Below are 16,050 nucleotides of genomic sequence, written 5' to 3'. Positions count from 1 at the left end.
GGCACGCCTTCCGAATACATCAACTTTTCGGCATGAAAGGTCGGTTGGCGTATTCGCTGGACACATCCTGGATACCGGCCCGGCGGCCGCTATTTGACCGTGATCCGTCCGACCGGGTCGGGACCGGCGGTCAGCGCGTCGCGCTCCGACTGCCAGGCGGAGTCCCCGGGGCGGAGTTCGCTGCGGAGGTATGCGCTGGTGAGCCGCTGGACCGCGGCCACCCGGCCGGGGTTCTCGTCGGTGGTCTCGGCGACGTCGTATCCGGAGATTCCGCCGAGCCCGTGCTCCGCGCCGAACAGGGTGAGCAGGGACTTGGGGCCCGGGGCGAGGACGTACGGATCGGCGTGCCAGTCCGCGCCCGCGACCGTCATGTGCGCGGACTCGTCCTTGTCGCCCGCGACGACGAGCGTCGGTGTCGCCATCGTGGAGAAGTCCGTGGTCGAGAAGAAGGGGTAGTTCTTGGCCACCTCATCGGTGAGGGCGTCACCGCCCCTGCCGGGTGCGGCGAGCAGGACGCCCGCCTTGATGCGCGGGTCGGCCAGGTCCACCTCCGTTCCGTCGTCGGGATCGGTGAGCCGCGCGCCGAGGAGCAGGCTCGCGGTGTGCCCGCCCATCGAATGCCCGGCCACGGCGACCTTGCTCCGGTCCAGGCGCCCGCCGAGCTGCGGGACGGCGGACTCGATCACGTCGAGCTGATCGAGGATGCGCCGCATGTCCTCGACGCGCGACCGCCAGTGCAGGGGCGCCCCGGGGGTGTCGGGGGCCAGGCTCAGCGTCCGCGAGCTCAGATGGGTGGGCTGGATCACGACGAAGCCGTGTGCCGCCCAGTAGTTGGCGAGGGGGGCGTAGCCGTTCAGCGAGGAGAGGTGGTTCGAGAAGCCCTGGCCGTGCGAGACGAGGATGACCGGCAGGTCGCTCCCGGTCATGGGCACGGAGACGCGCACCTCCAGGTCGACGGCCCGGTCGGGGGCCGGCAGGACCACGGGGCCGACCGAGAGGACGGGACTGGGCGAGGAGACGGGGCCGGGCGAGCCGGAGATGCCGGGCGCGGAAGTCGGTGTACTCATGATGCGCGTTCCCCTTCGATGGCCTCCGCTGCCGGTCTGTCGCGATCGGCAGCCAAGGAGGCGGGACAGTGTGGGAGGCAGAGCAATGTGAAACGTCGCGCTTCAGATATGCTGCAAGCGGAACGCTGTTCCGATTACGATACGGAACCGCGTTCCGCTTTGTCAACGACCGCTGGAAGGAGCGCGTGATGCCCGCCGCAAGCAACTCCGGAGAGGTGCCGGCCCGCAGCAAGCGAGCCGACGCGCAGCGCAATGAACAGACGCTGCTCACCGCCGCCGCCGCGGTGTTCGTCACCTCCGGTGTCGACGCGCCGATCCGCGAGATCGCGGCCAGGGCGGGCGTCGGGGTGGGGACGATCTACCGCCACTTCCCCACCCGGGCGGATCTCGTCGTCGCCGTCTACCGCCACCAGGTCGAGGCGTGCGCCGAGGCCGGCCCGGCCCTGCTGGCGGACGCCGACTCGCCACGTGCGGCGCTGCACCGGTGGGTCGGCCTCTTCGTCGATTTCCTGGTCACGAAGCACGGCCTCGCCAACGCGATGCAGTCGGACAGCAGCGGCTTCGAAGCGCTGCACACGTACTTCCTCGACCGACTCGTGCCCGTCTGCGAGCAGTTGCTCGACGCCGCGGTCGACGCGGGCGAGATCGAGCCCGGCACGCGCGCCTATGAACTGATGCGCGGCATCGGCAACCTCTGCATCGGGCATGACAGCGACCCCGGCCGCTACGACTCCCGCCGTCTGATCGAGCTGCTCCTGCGCGGCCTGCGGCAACCGCGGTCACACTGACAACCGCGCCCGCACTTCTCCCGTACCCCTCCCCCAGCCCACCCCTGTCCAGGAAGGGAATCCTGTGCCGGTCATCGACGCGTGGATGCAGCACCCGACGCTCCGCCACTCCAACCACGAGATGTTCGAGTCGTTGCGCCGATGGACGGGGATGGAGCTGCTGGACGAGCCGTTGCCGGTCGCGGCCACCGTGGCCGCGATGGCCACGGCCGATGTCGAGATCGGCCTTTCGGCTGCGTGGTACGGGCCCCAGGGCCCGCTGATCAGCAACGACGAGGCCGCCGATTTCGTCGCCAGGTCCGACGGGCGGCTGCGCGGAGTCGCCGGGGTGGACCTCACCCGGCCGGTCCGGGCCGTGCGGGAACTGCGCCGCGCGGTCGACGAACTCGGCTTCGTGGCCCTGCGGATCGTGCCCTGGCTCTGGCAACTCCCGCCCACCGACCGGCTGTACTACCCCTTGTACGCCGCCTGCGTCGAACTCGGCGTCCCGTTCTGCACCCAGGTCGGGCACACCGGTCCACTGCGTCCCTCCGAGACCGGTCGGCCCATCCCGTACATCGACCAGGTCGCGCTCGACTTCCCCGAACTGCCCATCGTGTGCGGCCACATCGGCTACCCGTGGACCACGGAGATGATCGCGGTGGCCGACAAGCACGCCAACGTCTCCATCGACACCAGCGCCTATACCGCCCGCCGTTACCCGCGCGAACTGGTCGACTATCTACGCGGCCGGGGCCGCCGGAAGGTGCTCTTCGGTACCAACTACCCCATGATCACGCCAGCCAAGGCGCTGGAGCACCTGGCCGAACTGGACCTGGACGAGGAGACCACCGAGCTGTTCCTGTCCGGCAACGCACGCCGGATCTTCCGCCTCTGAGGTCCCCGGCCGCCCGAAGGGGGTGGGGCTGGCACCACCGTCGAGGTAACGCCTCGGGGTCGTGCGTCCGATGCCCGCGTTGGGTGACGCCCGGATCAGATGTTGCGGCCGTGTTCGCTCACCGCGATGCGGGCCAGCTTTGTCAGCATCATGCCGTTGCGGACCGCGACGACGTAGTCCACGGGGAGGCCGTGCATGCGGGTGCCGGGGCCCCGGAGCGGGTGCCAGTCGAGGATGAGGAGAGTGTGCTCGCCCCAGGGGATCAGGTTCATGGCGATGCGGGCCGCTCCGAAGGGGCCCGCCTTCGCCTCCAGCTGCAGGCGGCTCTCCGGTTCGCTGATCCGTACGACGCAGATGTCGTCCAGGAGCAGCGGACCGACCCCGACCCGGACCTTCAGGCGGGCGCCCACCGCCGGCCAGTGCGCGTCCGCGGCGAGCACCTCCTGGGTTCCCGTCACCCACTCCCCGTACCGGTGACCGTCGGACAGCAGGCTCCAGACCTCGGTCGGCGAGGCCAGGATCAGACGGCGGTTCCGGGACACGCTGCCCACACTCCTCCTGGGGGGTATGGCACGATTTTTGCACCTCGCCACCTCAGGCGCCTTCCGAGGCACCGCTGCCGGGCAGCACGCCCTGTGCGAGGGTGACGGGGAGGGTGATCTCCTCCCCCGTATGCCCCGAACGTAAGGAGCCTCATGCCCACCGCAGCGAGCCTCGCCCTGGACCTCACCTCCGGGGTGAAGACGCGTGACATCGAGGCGCTCTACCAGGACCTGCACCGCCACCCGGAGCTCTCCTTCCAGGAGCACCGCACGGCCGGGGTCCTCGCCGAACGGCTGCGGGGCGCCGGGTACGCGGTGACGACCGGAGTGGGGCGCACCGGCGTCGTGGGCGTCCTGGAGAACGGCGACGGGCCCGTGGTGTGGCTGCGCGGTGACATGGACGCGCTGCCGGTCACGGAGACCACGGGGCTCGCGTACGCCTCCACCGTGGACGGCGTGATGCACGCCTGCGGCCACGACATGCACATCACCTGGCTGACGTTCGCCGCCGAGGCGCTCGCGGCCGCCCGGGAGACGTGGACCGGCACCGTCGTGGTGATCGGGCAGCCCGCCGAGGAAGGGGGCGGCGGAGCGGAGGCGATGGTCGCCGACGGGCTGCGAGAGCGGTTCCCCCGCCCCGACGCGGTCTTCGGCCAGCATGTCGCCCCCGGCCCCGCGGGCTTCGTCTCGCACACCCCGGGGCTGATCATGTCGGCTGCCGACGACCTGCACATCGTGGTGCCCGGGGTCGGCGGCCACGGTTCACGGCCCGAGGCGACCGTCGATCCGGTGGTGACCGCCGCGTACATCGTCACGCGGCTGCAGACCATCGTCTCCCGCGAGGTGTCCGCGGCGGAAGCGGCGGTGCTGACCACGGGACAGTTCAACGCCGGGCAGCGGCCCAACATCATCCCCTCGGAGGCCCGGCTCGGGCTGAACCTCCGTACGCAGGACGCGAAGGTGCGCGAGCGCGTCCTGGCCGCCGTCCGCCGCATCGTCGAGGGAGAGTGCCAGGCCGCCGGGTGCCCGACGCCGCCCGAGGTGAACGCCGGCGCGAGTTTCCCCGCCACGGTCAACGACGCGGCGCTGGACGCGGAGATCGCGGCCCTGCACGGCGAACTGTTCGGCACGGACCGCGTGGTCGACTTCGGGCCCGCGATGGGCAGCGAGGACTTCTCCCTCCTCGTGCCCGCCGGGGTGCCCTACGACTTCTGGTTCGTCGCCTCGACACCGGAGGCCACCTGGCACGAAGCCCCGGGGCAGGGGCTCGGCGAGAAGATCACCGGGGTGCCGGGCAACCACAGCTCCCTGTTCGCCCCGGACCTCGCGGTCCTGCTGCCGGGCGTACGGACGCTGGTGGGCGCCGCGCTGCACCGGCTGGGCACCTGAGACGGCACCTGAGACCCCGGGGAGACGTCAGGGTTCCCGCGGAGGGGCGAGCAAGCGGTCGATGTCCGCTTCCTCGTAGCCGTGTTCGGCGAGTACGACCCGGCTGTGCAGGCCGAGCGTGGGAGGCGCGGTGCGCACGGCGGGGCGTTCGCCGCGGAAGCTGACGGGGAAGGCGACCTGCTGGAGCGGGCCCACATCGGGGTGGTCGACCTTGTGGACCATGCCGAGCGCCGCGGTCTGCGGGCAGTCGTAGACCTCGTCGAGGGTGCGGATGGGGGCGACGGGCACGCCGCGCGGCTTGAGCAGCGCGCACCAGTGGGCCACCGTCTCGTCGACGAGTACCGCCTCCAGCTTGGCGTTGAGGGCCCTGCGGTGGGTGACGCGGGCGCGGTTGGTGGCGAAGCGCGAGTCGTCGGCCCACTCGGGGTGGCCGAGTGACTCGCTCAGCCGCCGGAACAGTCCGTCGCTGCCGACGGCGATCACGAAGTGTCCGTCCGCTGCCGCATAGGCCTGGTACGGGACGAGGCTGGGGTGGCCCGAGCCGAGGCGGGTGGGCCGTTCCCCGGTGGCGAAGTAGCCCGTGGCCCAGTTGATGTGCAGGGCGAGCTGCGACTCGTAGAGGGAGGTCGTGACGTACTGGCCGCGTCCCGTGCGCTCGCGCTCGACGAGGGCCGAGGTGACGCCGATGAGGCCGAAGAGGGCCGCGCCGAGGTCGCCCATCGCGTAACCGGCCTTGACGGGCGGTCCTTCCGGCTCGCCGGTGAGCGACATCAGACCGGCGCTCGCCTGCGCGACCATGTCGTACCCGGGTTCGTCGCGCAGCGGTCCCGTGTCGCCGAACGCCGAGATGTGGAGCAGGACGAGGCGGGGGTAGCGCTCGCTGAGGGTGCGGTAGTCGAAGACGTCGGCCAGGGAGCTGCCGGGGCGGAAGTTCTCCACCATCACGTCGGCGTCGGCGAGCATCCGGTGCACAGCCTCCTGCCCTTCGGGGGACTTGAGGTCCAGGGTCACCGAGCGCTTGTTGCGGTTGGCCGCGAGGTAGTAGGTGGCGTCGGGGCCGTTGAAGGGCGGGCCCCAGGCGCGGGTGGGGTCGCCGCCGCGAGGGTGCTCGACCTTGATGACGTCCGCGCCCAGGTCGGCGAGGGACATCGTGACGTACGGGCCGGCGAGGATCTTCGAGAGGTCCACGACCTTCAGGCCGGCCAGGGGTGACGCGGGGCGGGGTTCGTCGGGCATGTACGGCGGCCTCCTTGGCCGTGGCGAACGCGGACCCGTCCATCGTCGGCCAGGGCCGGGGCCCGCTGCCGGGCAGGGGTGCACCGGGCGGTGGCGGGGCGGCCCGCTCCGGCCCGGTGGCCATGTCTACACCGTTAATTCGCCTGATCGTCTTCCTCTGTCCGCGCCGGTATGGGAGAACGCTCTGATGTGCGATGACGAACTGATACCGCCCCGGGCGGACTTGACCGAGAAGCAGTGGCTGCGGGCCGACCCGCCGCTGGCCCGGGACCTCGCCGACACGTGGGGGCCGCAGGCCGTCGCCCTTGGCCGGCGCACGCTGCTCGGCGGTGCCGCCGCCGGGGCCGCGCTCGCCGTGCTGCCGTTCGGCGCGCCGCAGGCCACGGCGGCGCGGGCCACGGCGGCCCGGGGCGTCACGAAGTTCCCCTTCCCCGACGCGCCGAACCGGAAGGGGGAGTTCGCCGTCCTGGTGACCGGGGACTCCGGCACCGGCGGCGAGGAGCAGCTCGCCGTGACCGAGGCCGCCCGGCGGGTATGCCGTGCCGAGGGCATCTCGCTGGCCGTCGGGCTCGGCGACAACATCTACGAGAACGGGCCCGAGTCCGACCACGACTCCGAGTTCCGGGACAAGTTCGAGACGCCCAACACCGGCATCGACGTGCCCTGGCTCATGGTCCTCGGCAACCACGACTGCTCCGGCCTGATCCCGGGCAGCGGTGGTGACCCCTCGCGCGGCGACCGCGAGGTCTCCTACGCGGCCACCTCACCGCGCTGGTACATGCCGAGCCGCTACTACAACGTCGCCCTGCCGTCGTCCGGGGACGCGGGGCACGGCGACCCGGTGGTGGAGTTCTTCGCCCTCGACACCAACCCCGTGGCCTCGACCGTCGCGCAGACCTCGGCCCACTACAAGTGGGACGGCCCCTACATGCGCGCCCAGCGCCAGTGGCTCGACGCCTCGCTGGCCGCGTCCCGGGCCCGCTGGAAGGTGGTGCTCGGCCACCACCCCTACCTGAACAACGGGAAGCACGGCAGCGCCGGTTCGTACGACGGATTCCTCATCGGCCACTACACGCGCGGGATCCACCTCAAGGAGCTGTACGAGCAGGTGGTGTGCGGCAGGGCCGACCTGATCCTGTCCGGGCACGACCACACCCTCCAGGTCCTGGAGCCCACGACCCGCACGGCCGGCACCCGCCAGATCGTCTGCGGGGCCGCCGCCAAGTCCGGTGACGGCAAGGCCCACTTCGACCACCCCGCCGCCTGGCAGAACTTCTCCGACGTGGGGTTCATGGTCCTGAAGGTCTCCGAGCGGGCCATGACCGTGGACACGTACACGGTCGACGTCCCCACCCGCACCGCACGCCTGGCCCACACCACGACGACCTCCACCGCGGTCGCGGGCCGGAACAGCGCGGTGGGCTAGCGGGCCAGGACTCAGCCGCGCCGTGACTCCGCCTGCCCCGCCATGTTCCTCGCCCACAGCACGAGCGGAACCTGGAGCGGCAGGCGGCCGAGCGCCGCGGCCCTGAGCGGGGCGGGGCGGCACCGCCAGTCCGCCGCCATCCGCACGTTGGCGGGGAACACCCCACGAAGAAGGCCGCCGTGGCCGGCGCGGCGGTGCGCCGGCCCGGCCAGCAGGCCGGCCAGGAGCATCGGGGAACGGAACACCGGCGGCATGCTCTCTCCTCCGGGGGGCGAGAGGAGGCAGACCTTACTCGACAGTAACCCTGGGGTCAGCGGGTCCCGTGCGTCAGACCGTCCAGCAGGAGGTCCAGCAGGCGTTCGGCCTGCTCGCGCTGTTCGGGCCTGGCCGAGGTGAGCGCGATGCCGGCCAGCGCGGCGAACAGGTCGGCCGGCCGGAGGTCGGAGCGGATGACACCGGCGGTGACCCCCGCCTCCAGGAGCGAGGAGAGCGCCCCCTGGATCATCTCACGGCTGTCGGCGTAGGGGTCACCCCCTGAGGCGACGACGGCCCGCAGCGCTTCGGCCATGCCGAGCTTGGCGGTCGCGTAGTCGACGAAGCGGCGCATCCAGGCGTGCAGGGCCTCCCGGGGCGGCAGCGTCGCCAGCAGCTCGGGGACGGCGTCGCAGAGCCGGGCCACTTCGTTGCGGTAGGCCGCCTCGATCAGCGCCTCCCGCGTCGGGAAGTTCCGGTAGAGGGTGCCGGTCCCCACGCCCGCCTCCCGGGCGATGCGCTCGAAGTGCGCGTCGAGCCCCTCCTCGGTGAACATCCGCACCGCGGCGGCCAGGATCTTGTCCCGGTTGCGCTGCGCGTCCGCCCTCAGCGGGCGGCCTGCCTCTCGGCCCATCAGTGCTCTCCCCTGCCGTACGCCGTCGGCTGCCGTCCATCGCCGCCTCCGCCATCCTCCCCTGTCCCCGGCTGCCGTCACTCACCCCCTGCTTGCTAAGTGGAGGCACCTCCGCTTAACGTGAAGACGCGAAGTGGAGGAGCCTCCACTTTACCTCCGGGGCACAGGACTGCCCTGCCCTCCGCCCTCACGGAGGACCTCTCTTGAAAGGACTGCCGATCATGTCGGGAATCGCGGGAACCGAGGGAATCGCGGGAAAGGTCGTGGCGATCACGGGTGCCAGCAGCGGCATCGGCGAGGCGACCGCTCTGCTCCTTGCCGAGCGCGGCGCGAAGGTCGTGCTCGGCGCACGTCGCCCGGAACGTCTCAAGACGCTCTCCGCCCGCATCGAGCAGGCGGGCGGAGAGGCCGCCTGGGTGCGCACGGACGTGACACGGAGCGCGGATCTGAACGGCCTCGTCGAGCTCGCGCGCGACCGCTTCGGCAGGCTCGACGTCCTCGTCAGCAACGCCGGCGTCGGTCCGATCTCGCCCCTCGACGACCTCCGCGTCGCCGACTGGGAACGGATGATCGACGTGAACCTGAAGGGCGTCCTCTACGGGATCGCCGCCGCCCTGCCCGTCTTCCGTGAACAGGGCTCAGGACACTTCGTCAACACCGTCTCCACCGCCGGGCTGCGCATCGTTCCGCTCCAGTCGGTGTACGCCGCCACGAAGAACGCCGTCCGCACCCTCTCGGAGGGCCTGCGCCAGGAGGCCGGTGACAGCCTGCGCGTCACCGTCGTCTCCCCCGGCTTCGTGCGTACGGAGTTCGCGGACCACATCGACTCCGAGGTGAAGGCCCAGATCCTCGACTCCGTGGACGCGTTCGGGCTCTCACCGGACGCGGTGGCCCGCGCGATCGCCTTCGCCGTCGAGCAGCCGGACGGTGTCGACGTGGGCGACATCGTCGTCCGCCCCACCGCGCAGGCCTGAGCCGCCGCCCCTCACCTCACAGCAGCCGTGCGCCGCGCTTCGCGAGGTACCTGACCGGGTTGATGTCCGATCCGTAGCCGCGGCGCGACCGGATCTCCAGGTGGAGGTGGGGGCCGGTGGCCCGGCCCGTCGCCCCGCTGCTGCCGAGCCGGTCGCCGGTGCCGATGCGGGCCCCCTGGCGCACGGAGATGCGGGAGAGGTGCCCGTACACCGCGTAGTGCCCGTCCCGCAGCCGCACCGTCACCGCCTTGCCGTACGCGCCCGACCAGCGGGCAAGCACCACGGTGCCCGCGCCGACGGCGTGCACCGGGGTCCCCGTGGGGACGGCGAGATCGATGCCGGTGTGGTGCCCGGCGATCCAGTTGCCGCGCACGCCGTAGCGGGCGGACACGCGGAAACCCCGGCGCAGCGGCAGGGCGAACTTGCGGCGAGGTTTCTCCGGGGCGAGCGCGCGGCTCTCCGGGGTCGCCTCGTCCGCCTCGGCGAGGGCTTCCTCGAACTCCTCGTCGTAGCCGAGTCCGCAGCCGCCGTCGGACTCCTCGGCGGCGTGCGCCGCCGGGGCCGCGGGGGCCGCCACCGTGAAGGCGCCGCCGGCCAGAAGGACCGCGGCGACGCTCAGTACGTCGCGTCGTGTGGTGCCCGCTTCACGCGGGCTGTCTATGTCGTAGCCCATGAAGGCCAGCACACTGGCGACGGCCGCCACGCGCACTCCGAGTGCTCCGCTTGGCGTAACGCCTCCGGTGACCGCGTCGCGGTCAGTCGAAGGTCGGCCGGTACACCGTGAGCGCTTCGGGGAGCTTGTCGAGGATCAGCGCGGCGGGCGCGGGGGCGAGTTCGCCGTCGTACGCCATCTGTGTGCCCTCGGGAAGGTCCGAGATGATCAGGCGCTGGGCCTTGGCGGACGCGTACAGGCGGGTCTTGGTGAGCTGGCCGACGATCGCCGCGGCCAGCAGGCGGCTGCGCGCGAAGCGCCCGCCGTGCGCGATACGGACGTCGAGCAGCCCGTCGGCCAGGTCGTGCCTGCGCACCGGTGCGATGCCGGAGCTGCGGTAGGCGCCGTTGCCCGCGAAGAGGAGCCACATCGATCGGGCCTTGCCGTTCACCACCGCGCTCAGCGGGCGCCCCGTGTGCACGATCTGGGCGACGCCGAGCAGGGCGGCGGGCGGACCGCCGACCTTCGGGGACCATTCCTCCCTGATGCGTACGAGCTCGGGGTAGGCGCCGAGGCTGAACGTGTTGAGGAAATACACCGGCTCGGCGTACGTCGTGCCCTCAGGACCGGTCCCGGCCAGGGGCTTGATCCGGCCGACGTCGGCCCGTACGGCACTGCCCTCGGCGAGGGCGACGCAGGCGTCCGCGACCGTGTCGACGCCCAGGTCCGCGGCGAAGTGGTTGAACGTTCCGCCGGGCAGCACCATCAGCGGAACGTCGAAGCGCAGGGCCGCGCTCACGGCGGCGTTCACCGTGCCGTCTCCCCCGCACACGCCGAAGACGCCGCCGCGCCGGGACGCGTCCCTGGCCGCTTCCTCCAGGACCTTGGGCAGCGGCCCCGCTTCCTGCTCGTACAGGATCACCTCCGCACGGGGCAGGGCCGTCTTCAACTGCCGGACGGGGTCCATGAGTTGCGGCTGGGCTCCGGACGAGGGGTTCACCACCACGACGAGGCCCTCGCCGTCCGGGAGCGCGGGTGCGTCCGTACGGGGCCGGGCGGGCGGCGGCAGCTGCGCCCTGGAGGGCACCATGCCGCGCACCGCGTAGGCGGCGCCCACGCCGAGGGCCGCGCCGACCAGGACGTCGCTGGGGTAGTGCACGCCGGTGTAGACACGGGAGAAGGCCACGGACGCCGCCACGGGGGCCACGACCGCGCCCAGCCCCCGCGACTCCAGGGCCACACCCGTGGCGAACGCCGCCGCCGACGCCGAGTGCCCGGAGGGGAAGGAGCTGGTGATCGGCTGCCGGGACAGGTGCCGTATCACCGGCACCGTGTCGAGCACCGGGCGCTCGCGGCGCACCGCGCTCTTGCCCAGGGTGTTGACCGTGGCCGACGCGAGGGCCAGCGAGGCGACACCGCGCACCGCGGCCCGCCTGCCCCGCGCGCCGCCGAACGCCCACATCCCCGCCGCGATGCCGAACCACAGCAGCCCGTGGTCGGCGCTCCGGCTCAGCCGTGGCAGGACGGGCTGCGCCGCCGGCCAGGAGCGGGCCGCCACGCGGTGGAACGCCAGGCGGTCGGTGGCACCGAGCAGTCTGCGGATGTGCGGCGTCGGAAGATCACTCATGAACCCCCTATACCCCAGTACGTCCTTCGCACCGCACACATCTTGCGCCGGCGCTGTGACGTTCACTTCAATCAGTCATATGGCAGCCCCTGGTCCCACTTCACCGCAGCGCCCCAGCTCACCGCGGGGGCCGCTGCCGCCCACCGCCTGGGCCGTGCTCGGTCTGCTCTCCTTCCCCGGGGAGCGGACGGGGTACGAACTGAAGAAGTGGGCGGACGCCTCGCTGCGCCACTTCTACTGGTCGCCCGCCATCAGCCAGATCTACGCCGAACTGCGCCGTCTCGAAGCGCTCGGGTACGCGTCGTCGCGGCGCTCGGGACCCGAGGAGCCCCGCGCGAAGCGGTCGTACTCCATCACCGCGGAGGGCCGCGCGGCGCTGATCGGATGGGCCGGGGGCACTCAGGACGCGGGACCGGCCGTCCTGAAGCACCCGCTGCTCCTGCGGGTCTGGCTCGGGCATCTCGCGTCGCCGGAGCATCTGCGGGCCCTGGTGACCGAGCACATCGCGCACACGCGGGGCGAACTGAAGGAGGTGCACGACGCGCTCGCCCGCACGGACGGGGAGGCGGCCTGGACGCATCCGCAGATCGCGCTCCGCTGGAGTGGGCGGCGGCTCGAGGCGGAGATCGGGCTGGCGGAGGCGATGCTCGCGGATCTCACCGAAATGGCCGCGCCGACGCCCGTACCGCCCGCCCGGACAGCCGGCCCGGCGCCCGCCGGGCCCACCGAAACGGACGTCTCCGCTCTCCCCGGTCAACCCACCGAGGACTCGCCCACCCACGGGTGACGTGGCTCGCGGCGCGGGGGCCCCAGCCGGTAGGACGGGCGGGGTCAGCCGACCCCGCCGTTTGGAGCAGTGCGCCTGTGACCACCCGTGCCGTCCTTGTCGCCGCCGTCATCACCGGGCTCCTGCTCGGGATCGTGGGAAGCAGAACGGACGACTCCGATCACGCGGGGCACCCGCGTACGGGCGGTTCCATCGCGGAGGCGGGCCGTTAGGCTGCGACATTGCCGCGTGGCACCCCGTCCTCGCCGCGTGGCTCCGAGCCGCCGTCGACGGAAGCGAGTGAACCTTGAACTTCCTCACCATCGGTCATCGCGGGGTCATGGGTGTCGAACCCGAGAACACCCTCCGGTCCTTCATCGCCGCGCAAGCCGCAGGCCTCGATCTCATCGAGCTCGATCTGCATCTGAGCAAGGACGGCGCCCTCGTCGTCATGCACGACGCCGACGTGGCCCGTACGACCGACGGCAAGGGACCGATCGCCGAGAAGACCCTGGCCGAGCTGCGTGAGCTGGACGCGGGGCGCGGAGAGCGCATCCCCGTCTTCGAAGAGGTCCTGGACGCGGTCAAGGCGCCGCTGCAGGCCGAGATCAAGGACGTGGCCGCCGCCCGCGCCCTCGCCGACGTGATGCACCGCCGCGATCTGGTGGGCCGGGTCGAGGTGATCTCCTTCCACGACGAGGCGATCGCCGAGATCGCCCGCCTCGTCCCCGGCGTACGCACCGCGCTCGTCGCGAGCCGCTTCGGCACGGATGTCGTGGAGCGTGCCACGGCGGTCGGGGCCACCACCCTCGTCCTGAACATCCGGCGGCTGACGCTGGAGATCGTCGAACGGGCCAAGAAGGCCGACCTGCGGATCATCGGCTGGGTCGTGAACACGCAGGACGACCTCCGGCTCGTCCGCGCGCTGCAGTTGGACGGGGCGACCACGGACTATCCGGAGATCAAGCGGACAGGCCGGTTCACGGCCTGACCCGGCGCGCACCGACCGCGCCGGTGCTCAGCCGAGGGGCTTGACCAGCAGCTCGAACTGCAGGTCGTCCCGCTGCGGAATGCCGAACCGCTCGTCGCCGTACGGGAAGGGAGTCATCTTTCCCGTACGGCGGTAGCCGCGCCGCTCGTACCAGGCGATGAGGTCGTCGCGTACGGAGATCACGGTCATGTGCATCTCCCGCACGCCCCACGCCTCGTGGACGGTCCGCTCGGCCTCCGCCATGATCAGCTTCCCGAGGCCCGCGCCCTGGAGGGCCGGGCTCACCGCGAACATCCCGAAGTAGGCGTGCTCCCCGCGGTGTTCGAGCTGGCAGCAGGCGATGATCTCGCCGTCGCGCTCGACCGTGAGCAGCTTGCCGGCAGGCGCCTTGATGACGTCGACGACACCCTGTGGGTCGGTCCGCCGGCCCTCCAGGATGTCCGCCTCCGTGGTCCAGCCGGTCCGGCTGGAGTCACCGCGGTACGCCGACTGGATCAGCGTGACGAGCGCGTCGACATCCGCTTCGGTGGCGTCCCGGAAGGTGAGGTCGCTCGTGCTGGGGCGCGGGGCGGTGTCCATGGGGCGGGTTCTCCGATCTCTCTGGCCCACCGCTGTCGGGCGCGGCGTGGGCGAGGCACCGTCGAGCGTATCCCCCCACTAAGGTGCGGCTGCATGGTGCATGTTCTGAGCAGCAGGATCCTCCTCCGCCCCACCGACCCCGAGCGTTCACGCGCGTTCTACGGCGATGCCCTGGGCCTCGCCGTTTACCGCGAGTTCGGTACGGGCCCCGAGCGCGGCACGGTCTACTTCCTGGGCGGCGGCTTCCTTGAGGTGTCCGGCCGCTCGGAGGCCCCGCCCGCACCCGGCCTCCAGTTGTGGCTCCAGGTGGCGGACGCGCGGGCCGCGCACGCGGAGTTCGTGGCCCGGGGGGTGGCGGTGGTGCGGGAGCCGGTGAAGGAGCCCTGGGGGCTTGTCGAGATGTGGATCGAGGATCCGGACGGCGTCAAGATCGTCGTCGTCGAGGTGCCGGAGGACCATCCCATCCGGTACCGGCCGGGGATCTGACCGGTCTCCCGCGCGTCGGGGAAGAGCGCATGAAGCGGACGGACTATCTCCGGCTCGCCGGGGCAGGGGGCTGGTTCGACGGTTCGGAAGTATTCGTCCGACGGTCCGGGGTACTCGGGTTCCTCGCCCGGCGCACCCGAGGTGCGCCGGACGGCCCCTCGTCGGAGGATTGACCGGACCCCTCGCCCAACCCTGGAGCGATCTCGTATGCAACGTCCCCGGATTCTGATCATCGGCGGTGGCTTCGCCGGTATGGAGTGCGCGCACAAGCTGGAGCGGACGCTCAAGGCGCAGGACGCCGAACTGCGGCTCATCAGCCCGCAGGACCACCAGCTGTATCTGCCCCTGCTTCCCCATGTCGCGTCGGGTGTGCTGACCCCGCAGTCGGTCGCGGTGCCGCTGCGCCGCATGCTGCGCCGTACGGCGATCGTGCCGGGCGGGGCCATCGGCGTGGACCCGGCCGCGAAGGCCGTGATCGTACGGAAGATCAACGGCGAGGAGGTCGTGGAGCGCTACGACTACCTCGTCCTGACCCCGGGCAGCGTGACCCGGCAGTTCGACATTCCCGGCGTCGACCAGCATGCCGTGGGCGTGAAGACGCTGGCCGAGGCCGCCTGGATCCGCGACCACGTGATCTCGCAGCTCGACCTGGCGTCGGCGAGCTCCGACCGGGCCGAGCGTGAGTCCCGGCTGCAGTTCGTGGTCGTGGGCGGCGGATACGCGGGGACGGAGACGGCGGCGTATCTGCACCGTCTGACGAGTGCCGCGGCCAAGCGGTATCCCGGCCTCGATCCCTCGCAGATCAAGTGGCATCTGGTCGATGTGGCACCGAAGCTGATGCCCGAACTGGGCGACCGGCTCGGGGAGAAGGCCCTGGACATCATGCGGCGGCGTGGGGTCGAGGTGTCGCTCGGGGTGACGGTGGACAAGGCGACCGAGGACACCGTCACCCTCACCGACGGGCGCGCGCTGCCCTGCCGGACGCTGATCTGGACCGCCGGTGTCGCGCCGAGCCCGCTCATCGCCACGCTGGGGGCCGAGACCAACAAGGGCCGCCTGGTCGTCGACCCGGAGCTGACGGTGCCGGGCATGGACGGCGTGTTCGCGCTCGGCGACGCGGCGGCCGTCCCCGACCTCGTCAAGGGCGGCGGCGCGATCTGCCCGCCGACCGCGCAGCACGCGATGCGCCAGGGATGGGCCGCAGCGAAGAACGTCACCGCAGCCCTGCGGGGCGCGGCCCTGACCCCCTACCGGCACAAGGACATGGGCCTGGTCGTGGACCTCGGCGGCATCCAGGCCGTGTCGAAGCCGATGGGTGTGCAGTTGACCGGGCTGCCCGCCCAAGTCGTCGCGCGTGGCTACCACTTGGGGGCGCTGCGCACCGTCACCGCCCGCTTCCGTACGGCCGCGAACTGGGGGCTCAACGCGCTCGCGGGCGACGACTACGTACGCACCGGGTTCCAGTCCCAACGTCCCGCCACGCTCGCGGACTTCGAGAAGACGGACGTCTATCTCTCGCCGGAGGAGATCCACGCACGGATGACGTCGGACGTGGCAGCGCGTTCGATGGCCCCGGAGAAGCCGCTGTTCCCGTAGCAGGGTGGCTGCGGAGGCCGGTGCCCGCGAACGGCGGGCGCCGGCCTCCGCGCGGGTGCACGACCGGATGATGTGCGCACGCCGGGGCAGCCGACAGCCCCCTGGTCGTGCGGGCGGGCGGCGACTGCCAGTGGTGGGTAGGCGCCGTTTCGACATGTCGAGGTCCTT

The 16,050-nt window shown here is 71.8% G+C and carries 17 protein-coding genes and 1 pseudogene; 10 read left to right on the top strand and 8 right to left on the bottom strand.

Going from position 1 to position 16,050, the window contains the following annotated elements; all coding sequences use genetic code 11:
• Positions 1 to 89: 89 nt before the first annotated feature.
• The gene (locus OG302_RS36030) at positions 90 to 1,067 is read right to left on the bottom strand and encodes an alpha/beta hydrolase family protein (protein WP_371530599.1); all 978 of its coding nucleotides are present in this window, start codon (positions 1,065 to 1,067) and stop codon (positions 90 to 92) included.
• Positions 1,068 to 1,255: 188 nt separating this feature from the next.
• On the opposite strand from OG302_RS36030, the gene OG302_RS36025 reads away from it, so the two are divergent.
• Positions 1,256 to 1,855, top strand: coding sequence for a TetR/AcrR family transcriptional regulator (locus OG302_RS36025; protein ID WP_371530598.1), 600 nt, complete (start codon positions 1,256 to 1,258; stop codon positions 1,853 to 1,855).
• 64 nt (positions 1,856 to 1,919) lie between these two features.
• Positions 1,920 to 2,732 carry an amidohydrolase family protein gene (locus OG302_RS36020; protein WP_371530597.1) on the top strand — a complete coding sequence of 271 codons (813 nt, stop codon included), beginning with the start codon at positions 1,920 to 1,922 and terminating at the stop codon, positions 2,730 to 2,732.
• A gap of 95 nt (positions 2,733 to 2,827) precedes the next feature.
• On the opposite strand, the gene OG302_RS36015 is transcribed toward OG302_RS36020, so the two are convergent.
• Positions 2,828 to 3,274: an SRPBCC family protein gene (locus tag OG302_RS36015; protein ID WP_371530596.1), complete on the bottom strand. Its 447-nt coding sequence runs from the start codon at positions 3,272 to 3,274 to the stop codon at positions 2,828 to 2,830.
• Positions 3,275 to 3,427: 153 nt separating this feature from the next.
• Between OG302_RS36015 and OG302_RS36010 the strand changes: the two genes are divergently transcribed.
• Positions 3,428 to 4,663 (top strand): amidohydrolase, encoded by a 1,236-nt coding sequence (locus OG302_RS36010; protein WP_371530595.1) that lies wholly within the window; start codon positions 3,428 to 3,430, stop codon positions 4,661 to 4,663.
• Between the two features lie 27 nt (positions 4,664 to 4,690).
• On the opposite strand, the gene OG302_RS36005 is transcribed toward OG302_RS36010, so the two are convergent.
• Positions 4,691 to 5,899 carry a CaiB/BaiF CoA transferase family protein gene (locus OG302_RS36005; RefSeq protein WP_371530594.1) on the bottom strand — a complete coding sequence of 403 codons (1,209 nt, stop codon included), beginning with the start codon at positions 5,897 to 5,899 and terminating at the stop codon, positions 4,691 to 4,693.
• 187 nt (positions 5,900 to 6,086) lie between these two features.
• On the opposite strand from OG302_RS36005, the gene OG302_RS36000 reads away from it, so the two are divergent.
• Entirely contained in the window at positions 6,087 to 7,325 is a 1,239-nt protein-coding gene (locus tag OG302_RS36000) for a metallophosphoesterase (protein WP_371530593.1), read from the top strand.
• Between the two features lie 11 nt (positions 7,326 to 7,336).
• Here the strand turns inward: OG302_RS36000 and OG302_RS35995 are convergent.
• A pseudogene (locus tag OG302_RS35995) lies at positions 7,337 to 7,527 on the bottom strand (hypothetical protein); the annotation flags it as partial.
• 108 nt (positions 7,528 to 7,635) lie between these two features.
• Positions 7,636 to 8,211 (bottom strand): TetR/AcrR family transcriptional regulator, encoded by a 576-nt coding sequence (locus tag OG302_RS35990; RefSeq protein ID WP_371530592.1) that lies wholly within the window; start codon positions 8,209 to 8,211, stop codon positions 7,636 to 7,638.
• A gap of 221 nt (positions 8,212 to 8,432) precedes the next feature.
• On the opposite strand from OG302_RS35990, the gene OG302_RS35985 reads away from it, so the two are divergent.
• Positions 8,433 to 9,185 (top strand): SDR family oxidoreductase, encoded by a 753-nt coding sequence (locus tag OG302_RS35985; protein ID WP_371530591.1) that lies wholly within the window; start codon positions 8,433 to 8,435, stop codon positions 9,183 to 9,185.
• Positions 9,186 to 9,201: 16 nt separating this feature from the next.
• Here OG302_RS35985 and OG302_RS35980 read toward each other — a convergent pair whose 3' ends face one another.
• Positions 9,202 to 9,888, bottom strand: coding sequence for a M23 family metallopeptidase (locus OG302_RS35980; protein ID WP_371530590.1), 687 nt, complete (start codon positions 9,886 to 9,888; stop codon positions 9,202 to 9,204).
• A 52-nt stretch (positions 9,889 to 9,940) separates the two neighbouring features.
• Positions 9,941 to 11,464: a bifunctional phosphatase PAP2/diacylglycerol kinase family protein gene (locus OG302_RS35975; protein ID WP_371530589.1), complete on the bottom strand. Its 1,524-nt coding sequence runs from the start codon at positions 11,462 to 11,464 to the stop codon at positions 9,941 to 9,943.
• A gap of 79 nt (positions 11,465 to 11,543) precedes the next feature.
• Between OG302_RS35975 and OG302_RS35970 the strand changes: the two genes are divergently transcribed.
• From OG302_RS35970 to OG302_RS35960, 3 genes are all read left to right on the top strand, one after another.
• Complete coding sequence (locus tag OG302_RS35970) at positions 11,544 to 12,251, top strand: PadR family transcriptional regulator (RefSeq protein ID WP_371530588.1); 708 nt, start codon at positions 11,544 to 11,546, stop codon at positions 12,249 to 12,251.
• A 77-nt stretch (positions 12,252 to 12,328) separates the two neighbouring features.
• On the top strand, positions 12,329 to 12,463 hold the full coding sequence (locus OG302_RS35965; RefSeq protein ID WP_371530587.1) for a hypothetical protein: 135 nt from the start codon (positions 12,329 to 12,331) through the stop codon (positions 12,461 to 12,463).
• Positions 12,464 to 12,537: 74 nt separating this feature from the next.
• Complete coding sequence (locus tag OG302_RS35960) at positions 12,538 to 13,221, top strand: glycerophosphodiester phosphodiesterase family protein (protein ID WP_361841132.1); 684 nt, start codon at positions 12,538 to 12,540, stop codon at positions 13,219 to 13,221.
• 27 nt (positions 13,222 to 13,248) lie between these two features.
• On the opposite strand, the gene OG302_RS35955 is transcribed toward OG302_RS35960, so the two are convergent.
• Positions 13,249 to 13,800, bottom strand: coding sequence for a GNAT family N-acetyltransferase (locus OG302_RS35955; RefSeq protein ID WP_371530586.1), 552 nt, complete (start codon positions 13,798 to 13,800; stop codon positions 13,249 to 13,251).
• 93 nt (positions 13,801 to 13,893) lie between these two features.
• Here OG302_RS35955 and OG302_RS35950 point away from each other — a divergent pair, with 93 nt between their 5' ends.
• On the top strand, positions 13,894 to 14,286 hold the full coding sequence (locus tag OG302_RS35950) for a VOC family protein (RefSeq protein WP_371530585.1): 393 nt from the start codon (positions 13,894 to 13,896) through the stop codon (positions 14,284 to 14,286).
• A 207-nt stretch (positions 14,287 to 14,493) separates the two neighbouring features.
• Positions 14,494 to 15,882: an NAD(P)/FAD-dependent oxidoreductase gene (locus OG302_RS35945; RefSeq protein WP_371530584.1), complete on the top strand. Its 1,389-nt coding sequence runs from the start codon at positions 14,494 to 14,496 to the stop codon at positions 15,880 to 15,882.
• The last annotated feature ends 168 nt before the right edge of the window (positions 15,883 to 16,050 follow it).

Source organism: Streptomyces sp. NBC_01283 (genome assembly GCF_041435335.1).
Classification (GTDB): domain Bacteria; phylum Actinomycetota; class Actinomycetes; order Streptomycetales; family Streptomycetaceae; genus Streptomyces.
Note: the sequence above shows the minus strand (reverse complement) of the source record. Positions and strands in the feature narration are given on the sequence as shown.

Excerpts from the sequence above, each read along its gene's own strand:
- OG302_RS36030 (WP_371530599.1), bottom strand. The coding sequence starts at position 1,067 with ATGAGTACACCGACTTCCGCGCCCGGCATCTCCGGCTCGCCCGGCCCC.
- OG302_RS36025 (WP_371530598.1), top strand. The coding sequence starts at position 1,256 with ATGCCCGCCGCAAGCAACTCCGGAGAGGTGCCGGCCCGCAGCAAGCGA.
- OG302_RS36010 (WP_371530595.1), top strand. The coding sequence starts at position 3,428 with ATGCCCACCGCAGCGAGCCTCGCCCTGGACCTCACCTCCGGGGTGAAG.
- OG302_RS36005 (WP_371530594.1), bottom strand. The coding sequence starts at position 5,899 with ATGCCCGACGAACCCCGCCCCGCGTCACCCCTGGCCGGCCTGAAGGTC.
- OG302_RS36000 (WP_371530593.1), top strand. The coding sequence starts at position 6,087 with ATGTGCGATGACGAACTGATACCGCCCCGGGCGGACTTGACCGAGAAG.
- OG302_RS35990 (WP_371530592.1), bottom strand. The coding sequence starts at position 8,211 with ATGGGCCGAGAGGCAGGCCGCCCGCTGAGGGCGGACGCGCAGCGCAAC.
- OG302_RS35985 (WP_371530591.1), top strand. The coding sequence starts at position 8,433 with ATGTCGGGAATCGCGGGAACCGAGGGAATCGCGGGAAAGGTCGTGGCG.
- OG302_RS35975 (WP_371530589.1), bottom strand. The coding sequence starts at position 11,464 with ATGAGTGATCTTCCGACGCCGCACATCCGCAGACTGCTCGGTGCCACC.
- OG302_RS35970 (WP_371530588.1), top strand. The coding sequence starts at position 11,544 with ATGGCAGCCCCTGGTCCCACTTCACCGCAGCGCCCCAGCTCACCGCGG.
- OG302_RS35955 (WP_371530586.1), bottom strand. The coding sequence starts at position 13,800 with ATGGACACCGCCCCGCGCCCCAGCACGAGCGACCTCACCTTCCGGGAC.
- OG302_RS35950 (WP_371530585.1), top strand. The coding sequence starts at position 13,894 with ATGGTGCATGTTCTGAGCAGCAGGATCCTCCTCCGCCCCACCGACCCC.
- OG302_RS35945 (WP_371530584.1), top strand. The coding sequence starts at position 14,494 with ATGCAACGTCCCCGGATTCTGATCATCGGCGGTGGCTTCGCCGGTATG.